Source organism: Occultella gossypii, assembly GCF_019947135.1.
Lineage (GTDB): Bacteria > Actinomycetota > Actinomycetes > Actinomycetales > Beutenbergiaceae > Occultella > Occultella gossypii.
Window position 1 is genome coordinate 209,570 of sequence record NZ_JAGSHT010000021.1, and the last position, 6,912, is coordinate 216,481.

8 protein-coding genes are annotated in these 6,912 nt (G+C 68.7%); 6 read left to right on the forward strand and 2 right to left on the reverse strand.

All coding sequences use genetic code 11. The features are described 5' to 3' along the window. Positions 1-75: 75 nt before the first annotated feature. The 4 genes from KCQ71_RS21995 (at position 76) to mgtE (ending at position 4,193) form a co-directional block, all read left to right on the forward strand. Complete coding sequence (locus KCQ71_RS21995; RefSeq protein WP_223410328.1) at positions 76-1,074, forward strand: ABC transporter ATP-binding protein; 999 nt, start codon at positions 76-78, stop codon at positions 1,072-1,074. Then, on the forward strand, positions 1,067-1,861 hold the full coding sequence (locus KCQ71_RS22000; RefSeq protein WP_223410331.1) for an ABC transporter permease: 795 nt from the start codon (positions 1,067-1,069) through the stop codon (positions 1,859-1,861). Before KCQ71_RS21995 ends, KCQ71_RS22000 begins: the two co-directional genes overlap by 8 nt. A 64-nt stretch (positions 1,862-1,925) precedes the next feature. Further along, positions 1,926-2,462 (forward strand): AAA family ATPase, encoded by a 537-nt coding sequence (locus KCQ71_RS22005; RefSeq protein ID WP_223410347.1) that lies wholly within the window; start codon positions 1,926-1,928, stop codon positions 2,460-2,462. Positions 2,463-2,834: 372 nt separating this feature from the next. Then, a complete protein-coding gene (gene mgtE, locus KCQ71_RS22010; RefSeq protein ID WP_223410358.1) occupies positions 2,835-4,193 on the forward strand; it encodes a magnesium transporter in 1,359 nt (452 codons plus the stop codon). Between the two features lie 59 nt (positions 4,194-4,252). On the opposite strand, the gene KCQ71_RS22015 is transcribed toward mgtE, so the two are convergent. Continuing rightward, positions 4,253-4,777, reverse strand: a complete 525-nt coding sequence (locus KCQ71_RS22015; protein WP_223410360.1) for a CGNR zinc finger domain-containing protein — start codon at positions 4,775-4,777, stop codon at positions 4,253-4,255. A gap of 14 nt (positions 4,778-4,791) precedes the next feature. Here KCQ71_RS22015 and KCQ71_RS22020 point away from each other — a divergent pair, with 14 nt between their 5' ends. Both KCQ71_RS22020 and KCQ71_RS22025 read left to right on the forward strand, forming a co-directional pair. Then, complete coding sequence (locus KCQ71_RS22020) at positions 4,792-5,028, forward strand: hypothetical protein (protein ID WP_223410362.1); 237 nt, start codon at positions 4,792-4,794, stop codon at positions 5,026-5,028. A 55-nt stretch (positions 5,029-5,083) separates the two neighbouring features. Then, entirely contained in the window at positions 5,084-5,854 is a 771-nt protein-coding gene (locus KCQ71_RS22025) for a hypothetical protein (RefSeq protein WP_223410364.1), read from the forward strand. Here the strand turns inward: KCQ71_RS22025 and KCQ71_RS27780 are convergent. Next, complete coding sequence (locus tag KCQ71_RS27780) at positions 5,817-6,611, reverse strand: GNAT family N-acetyltransferase (RefSeq protein ID WP_223410367.1); 795 nt, start codon at positions 6,609-6,611, stop codon at positions 5,817-5,819. The two genes, KCQ71_RS22025 and KCQ71_RS27780, sit on opposite strands and share 38 nt — an antisense overlap. Positions 6,612-6,912 lie beyond the last annotated feature (301 nt).

Below are 6,912 nucleotides of genomic sequence, written 5' to 3' on the forward strand. Positions count from 1 at the left end.
GATCCGACCGTTGACGTACTGCCGGTACGCAGATACCGTCAGTATCCCAATACCAACGGTATCCAAGGAGTCGCCATGAACGACGATGTCCTGCGTGTCGACGGCCTCACCCGGCGCTTCGGTGCCGTCGTGGCCAACGACGACGTATCCCTGCGTGTGCGGCCCGGCGCCGTGGTCGGGTTGCTCGGCCACAACGGCGCGGGGAAGACGACGCTCGTGTCCCAGGTGGTCGGCCTCCTGAGGCCCGACGTCGGCAGTATCCGGGTCGGGGGCGTCGATGCGGTGGCCGAGCCCGCGACCGCCCGCCGGTACGTGGCCCTGCAGCCCCAGGGCCAGGCGCCGATCGACGGGCTGACGCCCCGGTCGGCCATCGAGATGTCCGGGCGGATCCGTGGCCTGTCCCCGAGCGCGGCGCGTGTGGCCGCCGAGAGCCTCGCCGAAGAGCTCGACATCGGCGAATGGCTCGACCGCCGCGCGCTGCCGGAGAGCCGAGGGCTGTCCGGCGGGATCCGACGGCTCACCGCCTTCGCGATGGCCGTCGCAGCGCCCACGCCGCTGGTCATCCTCGACGAGCCCACGAACGACATCGACGCCGCACGCCGCCGGCTGTTGTGGCAGGCGGTGCGTCGCCGCGGCGACGCCGGTGCCGGCGTGCTGCTGGTGACCCACAACGTCGCGGAGGCGGAACGGATCGTCGACGACCTCGTCGTCCTGCACCGGGGCAAGGTCGTCGCCGCGGGCTCGCCCGCACGGTTGCGCGGCACGACCGGAAGCGACCTGCGCCTCGAGCTGCAGTTCGCACCGGACGCCGTCGACCTAGAGGCCGCCGACGGCGGACCGTTGCCGTTCCCGATCCGCCGCACGGTTCGCTCCGGTCGCCGGGTGCTGCACACCGTTGCGACGGACGCCGCCGCCGCGGCCGTCACGTGGGCGGCGACGCTGCGCGAACGGGAGCTGATCGACGGGTATGCCCTCGGCCCGGCGACGCTCGAGGACGCCTACCTGGCCCTGACCTCGAGCGACGTCGATGAGGCTGAGCCGGCACCGACCGGAACCGAGGCCGCCCATGTCTGAGCACGCCATCGCCGATCGGGCCACCCCGAAGCGGCTCGCGCCGGTGCAGGTGAGCCTCGCGACCACCTACGCCACGCTGTTGCGCTGGACCCTTGCTCAGATCGGCGCGATGCTGCCGCTGATCATCGTCGTCCAGGCGATGCTGGCCGCCGGGATCATCGTCGGCTTCGGATTCCTCATCCCGAACATCGATGGGGCGACCGCGCTGTTCCTGTCGACCGGTGCCCCGACCGTGCTGCTGCTCACGATCGGGCTGGTGATGGTGCCCCAGGGAGTCTCCCGATCCCGCACCGATGGGACGTTCACCTACATGCGAGGGCTGCCCGTCGCCCGGCCGCTGCTCCTCGCGGCCGACCTGACCGTGTGGCTGCTCATCGGCCTGCCCAGTGTCGCAGTCGGCGTGCTCGTCGCGACGCTGCGCTATGACATCGCCCTCTCGTTCGACTGGCCCGTGCTCGTCGCGGCCACGCTCCTGGTCACGCTCATGGCGACGGCGCTGGGTTACGCGATCGCGGTGAGTCTGCCGCCGATGCTGGCGCAACTGGTCACCCAGGTGCTCGTATTCTTCGTGCTGCTGTTCTCGCCGATCACGTTCGGCGTCGGCCAGCTGCCGGAGTGGTTCCAGGCCGTGCACGACATCCTGCCGGTCCGGCCCGCGGCCGATCTGCTCCGCGCCGGCCTCGCCTCCGACGTGTTCAGTGCGAGCCTGCGCGACCTCGCGGTGCTCCTGGCCTGGACCGTGGCCGGCGTCGCGATCTCGGTACGGGCGCTCGTGCGCAGGCGGTGACCGGGCCTCGGCTTCAGAACGAATTGCCTGGGCTGCTGACGGGTCGGACCGGCAGGATGACCCGGTGACCGAAGACGCGGCGAAGGTACTTGTCCTCATCAGCGGGCCGATCGCGGCCGGGAAATCCACGCTCGCGCGCGCGGTCACGGAGCGTCTGCGCGAGCGGGGCCGGTCCGTGGCGCTCGTGGACCTGGACACCGTGGCCGAGATGGCGCTGCCCACCCTGCCGGACTGGGAGTGGGCGCACGAGATCCACGCGCGGCTGGTCGGCCACTGGGTCCGGGTCCCGCTGGACGTCGTGGTCGACGAGGGCACGTCGTCCCGGGCGGAGGTGGCGCAGGTACTTGGAGGGGTGCCCGAGCAGACGGTGGTGGTCAGGGTGGTCCTCGTCGCGGACGTGCAGCGTTCCTGGGAGCGCGCCCAGGGCGATCCCACGCGCGGGGTGAGCAAGGACCGGGACTTCCTCGAACGGGTCTACCGGCACTTCGAGGGCGAACTGCCCGGCCTCGAGCGCGACCTCCTCCTCGACGTCGAGTCGACCTCGCTCGAGGAGAGCGTCGCGTCGATCCTCGCGGAGGTCGAGCGACGACTGACCGCCTGACGGCCCGGCCGCAGCCCTGACGGCTAGGCAACGGTTCTCTGCTAGCGTCGGCCGTGCTGGTCGGGGACAGGTCGCGTGCTCCCGGCCCACCGAACAAGACACACCCACGGACGGCGACGAGCGAGGTGAGATCCGATGAGTAGTGACAGTTGCAGTCACCATCCGGAGATCGGAACCGCTCCGCGTCCGACCGCACGCCATTTCTGAGGCGCGGGCGCCAGCCCGTGCGGTCCGATCCCGGTAGTAACCCTGATCGAGGATGCCCCCTCGCGCGAACTGGATCGATGCGGATCCGACCGCACGTGTGCGCGGGGTCAGCCGTGCATGTCTGCGTGAACGGCGTCGGCATGTCCCAGCGAGATGAGGCAAGCCATGACCATTCAGTACGGCGAGGATCTGAACGAACTGATCGACACGATCACGCGGGCAGTCGGCGCCAACGATCTGACCACCTTGGCGACCGCCATAGCCGGGCCGCCGACGAGTGAACTCGTGGTGGTCTGTGAACGCCTGACCGAGCACCAACGCGCCGTGATGTACCGGCTGCTGCCGAAGCAGCAGGCTCTGGAGTTGTTCGAAGCGCTATCCCCGGCCCTGCAGAGCGATCTGGTGCGCGGTCTGCAGGACGCCGAGGTCGCGAACGTCTTCTCGGAGCTCGACCCCGACGACCGGGTGTGGCTGCTGGACGAACTGCCCGCGGCCGTCGCGCCCCGGCTGCTGCGCGGGTTGTCCGAGCGCGAGCGACAGATGACATCCGAACTGCTCGGATACCCGGTGCATTCCATCGGCCGTCGGATGAGCCCCGAGTACGTCTCGACGCACCTCGGCCTCACCGCGGCGCAGACGCTGATGCGGGTCAGCGCCCGCCTCGATGATGCCGAGACCGTCTACACCCTGCCGGTCCTGGATGACGGACGCCGGGTCGTCGGGGTCGTCGGACTTCGCGACCTGCTCGGCGCGGACGACGAACAGTTGGTCGACGCCCTCATGCGAACGCCGCAGACGATCGCCGCGACTGCGAAGGCCGAGGCCGCTGCTCGGCGCTGCGCCGAGAACGGACTGCTGGCACTACCGGTGGTGGACAGTGAGTCTCGGCTGGTCGGCATCCTCACCATCGACGACGCCATTCGCATCCTCGAACAGGAGGAGAGCGAGGACTCCGCGAGGCAGGGCGGGGTGGAGCCCTTGCGTCGCCCCTACCTGTCCACCCCGATCCTGAAGCTTGTCCGGTCGCGTGTGATCTGGCTGCTGGTCCTGGCGATCGGTGCGACCCTGACCGTGCAGGTGCTCTCCGTATTCGAGTCCACGCTCGAACAGGCGACCGTGCTCGCCCTCTTCGTTCCCCTGCTCATCGGCACGGGGGGCAACACCGGGAACCAGGCGGCCACCACGGTGACCCGCGCGCTCGCTCTGGACGACGTCCGCCCGAGTGACCTCGTGCGCGTCCTGACTCGTGAACTGCGCGTCGGCTCGGCACTCGGTGTGTTGCTCGGCGCGATCGGGTTCACGATCGCCGGCCTGGTCTACGACCCGAGGATCGGCCTCACCATCGGTCTCACGCTGGTCGCCGTATGCACTGTCGCCGCGACCATCGGCGGGATCATGCCGCTCGTCGCGCGCGCCATCCGCGTGGACCCGGCCGTGTTCTCGAACCCCTTCATCACCACGTTCGTCGACGCGACGGGTCTCATCATCTACTTCCTCATCGCACGGGCAATCCTGCAGATCTGACTACCGGAGCGCGAGGTCTGGGCAGAGGTGCTCCGATCGCTCGGATTGGAGACTTCCGCTCAGGACGGAAGGGTGCGCTCGCGGTGCCGTCGCACGGCCGCGCGGTTGGCGCAGCGCACGGAGCAGTAGCGCTGCCGCCCGTTGCGGGTGACGTCGACCACGACGGCCGTGCAGGGCTCGGACGCGCAGCGCCCGAGCCTGTGCATCCCGCGGGTGACGAGGTGGAGCGAGGTTCCCACGCTGATCACGGCGCGCAGGACCGAGGGCAGCGACTGGGGGTCGTCCCGGTAGTGCAGATGCCACCCCTCGTCGTCATGGTCTGTGAGCCGTGGATAGGCCGCGGCCGCGGCCATCTCCGCGTTCAGCAGCACCGCACGCTGATCCGGATCGGCGGCATCGACGACGCGCAGCCAGTCGTCGATGACGCCACGCACGCCGTCGTGGTCATCCGGCGCCTCGGGAAACGTCATCGTCATACCGAACTCCCGGGTCCTCGCCTCGATCCCCTTGCGGTCGGCGGGCCAGTCGTTGGCGAGGGAGGCCGCGAGTAGGACCGCATACTCGCCGTAAGGGTTGAGATGCATAAGACCATTACAGCATGGTGGACCTCATGACGACCAGCCAGACCCGATCTCAGTCGCCTGTCCGGGCCGAGAGTGCCGAGCACGAACACACCTGGTCGACGGAATCGCGCCATCCGACCTCGTCCGGAGATGTGCTCTACGTGAGATGCGGGATCTGCGGCATCCGCCGGGTGGATCTCCAGTCGCGCCTCGATACGCCGCCGGCGCCGCTGAGCAGGATGGTCGGCGTCGCGTCGGACGTGGCACGATGACGCCCCGCCGCCCAGCGGGCGGCTCTCGGTGGCGTTCGTCCGGCAGAGTGTCGTCGTGAATTGGTCACGCGAACAGGTGAGGCGGGCATCGCAGCATTGGGCGTGGGTGCCACCGGGATCGGACCTCGTCGAGATCCCTGGGCGGCTGACCGCCATCGTGACGCCGACTCGTTCCGTATCGGTGACATGGTCCACCGGCACCGATCACGAGAGCACGTGGCACCTTGTCGAAGAACTTGCAGCTGAACACGATGCATCCTCTATCGCGTGGACCGTCACGGACGATCAGCCCGCGCTCGAGGAGTTCCTCATCGCGCGTCGCGCCCAGTTTCACGATGCCACCGAGATCCAGGCGCAGAAACTCCCTGCGCCCTCGATGGCCGCAGGTGCGTCACTACGATGCATCCTCGTCGATTCCGAGCGGACAGTCCGCGACGCCACCGACATTGCCGCCCGAGTCTGGGGTGGCGCCTCGCCGACGGACGAGGAGCTGCGTGAGCAGGTACAGGAGGCAGCGAAGCCGCTTGATGAGCGCGCCGGGTTCCAGGTCGTCGCGTATTTCGACGATGTGCCGGCGGCCACCGGAGGTGTGACGCGCGTGGGCGAGGTAGCGAGGTTGTGGGGAGCCTGCACAGTCCCAGAACTCCGAAGTCGAGGCGCCTACCGAGCGACCACGACCGCGCGCATGGCGATCGCTTCGGACCTCGGTTGCAGCCTCGCCCTGGTGAACGCGCTGGTGGACACGTCCGCGCCGATACTCACTCGGCTCGGGTTCACCAGTTTCGGGCTCAAGCGCACCTATCGGCTGGCGCTGGATGGCGGATGACCCGGGTCATGTGCGTTCCGCGATCCAGTGGGGTGAAACCTGCTCGCAGATACGTCTCCCACGGAGCCGGGTAGTGCGGCAGCGGTGCGCTGTTGATGAAGAGCGTGTGACCGCCGCGGACGCCGACCAGGCGGCAGGCCTCGATGGCCAGAGCCGTGGCAAGTCCGCGACGGCGGTGTTCCGGGACGATTCCCAGCGGCTCGATCTCCGCCCAGCGGGTCTCGGGATCGAACCAGACCGTGCAGCACCCGGCCAGGGAGCGATCCGGCGCTTCGATGACGAGGTCGAGCTCCCGGTCGTACAACCACATCCTTTTCATGACTGAGAACGCCCGCTCGGTGAAGCGGCTCTTATCGTCCGAGTTGATCTGGTTGAGGATCTCCTCCGGATAGGGCATTCGCGCCGGCTTCCAGGCTCTCCGATGCACCTGTACCCGGGCCTCGTCCTCATCGGGATCCATCGCCCGGATTCGGTATCCGTCCGGCAGGTCGACGGCTATGTCACGTGCGGGATGGACCAACCCCGCGATGGCTCCGGCGTTCGCGTCGTCCAGGAAGCCGCGCGTCGTGAGCGCATCACGGACCAGTGGGCGATCGTGGTACACCGGAACGCTCAGTCTGGAGTCGCCGGCATTCTCTACCAACCAGTCCGCCAGCGTCGCGGCGCTGCCGGCGTCGTCGGGTCCGCACTCGATCCGGCCCTCACCTTCGGCCAGTCCGGCCCAGCCCACGACCCGCCCGCGAACGTTGCGAGCCACGCAGATGGTGGACGGCAACTGGTCGGTGGCTGATTCCCAGCCGAAGCCGCCGGGGTGCGTCCCTGCGGGGAACCACGCGGAGAGCGCTCGCTGGACCTGCGCTGTCTGGTCGCTCGTGTAGGGCTCGAGCAGTGTCATTCGGGCAACTCCCTGATTGCAGCGACGGATCGGAGGCTAGTGCCGCGTGTCGTTAGTTCTTGAACGCTTTGGTTCTTGAAATGATGGGGGCATGGCGAATCGTCCTGCCCCGGCCTTGGAGTTGCGTGATGGTGACCGGGAGAAGTTGGAGTCCTGGCTGCGG

Excerpts from the sequence above, each read along its gene's own strand:
- KCQ71_RS22000 (WP_223410331.1), top strand. The coding sequence starts at position 1,067 with ATGTCTGAGCACGCCATCGCCGATCGGGCCACCCCGAAGCGGCTCGCG.
- mgtE (WP_223410358.1), top strand. The coding sequence starts at position 2,835 with ATGACCATTCAGTACGGCGAGGATCTGAACGAACTGATCGACACGATC.
- KCQ71_RS22015 (WP_223410360.1), bottom strand. The coding sequence starts at position 4,777 with ATGCATCTCAACCCTTACGGCGAGTATGCGGTCCTACTCGCGGCCTCC.
- KCQ71_RS21995 (WP_223410328.1), top strand. The coding sequence starts at position 76 with ATGAACGACGATGTCCTGCGTGTCGACGGCCTCACCCGGCGCTTCGGT.
- KCQ71_RS22020 (WP_223410362.1), top strand. The coding sequence starts at position 4,792 with ATGGTGGACCTCATGACGACCAGCCAGACCCGATCTCAGTCGCCTGTC.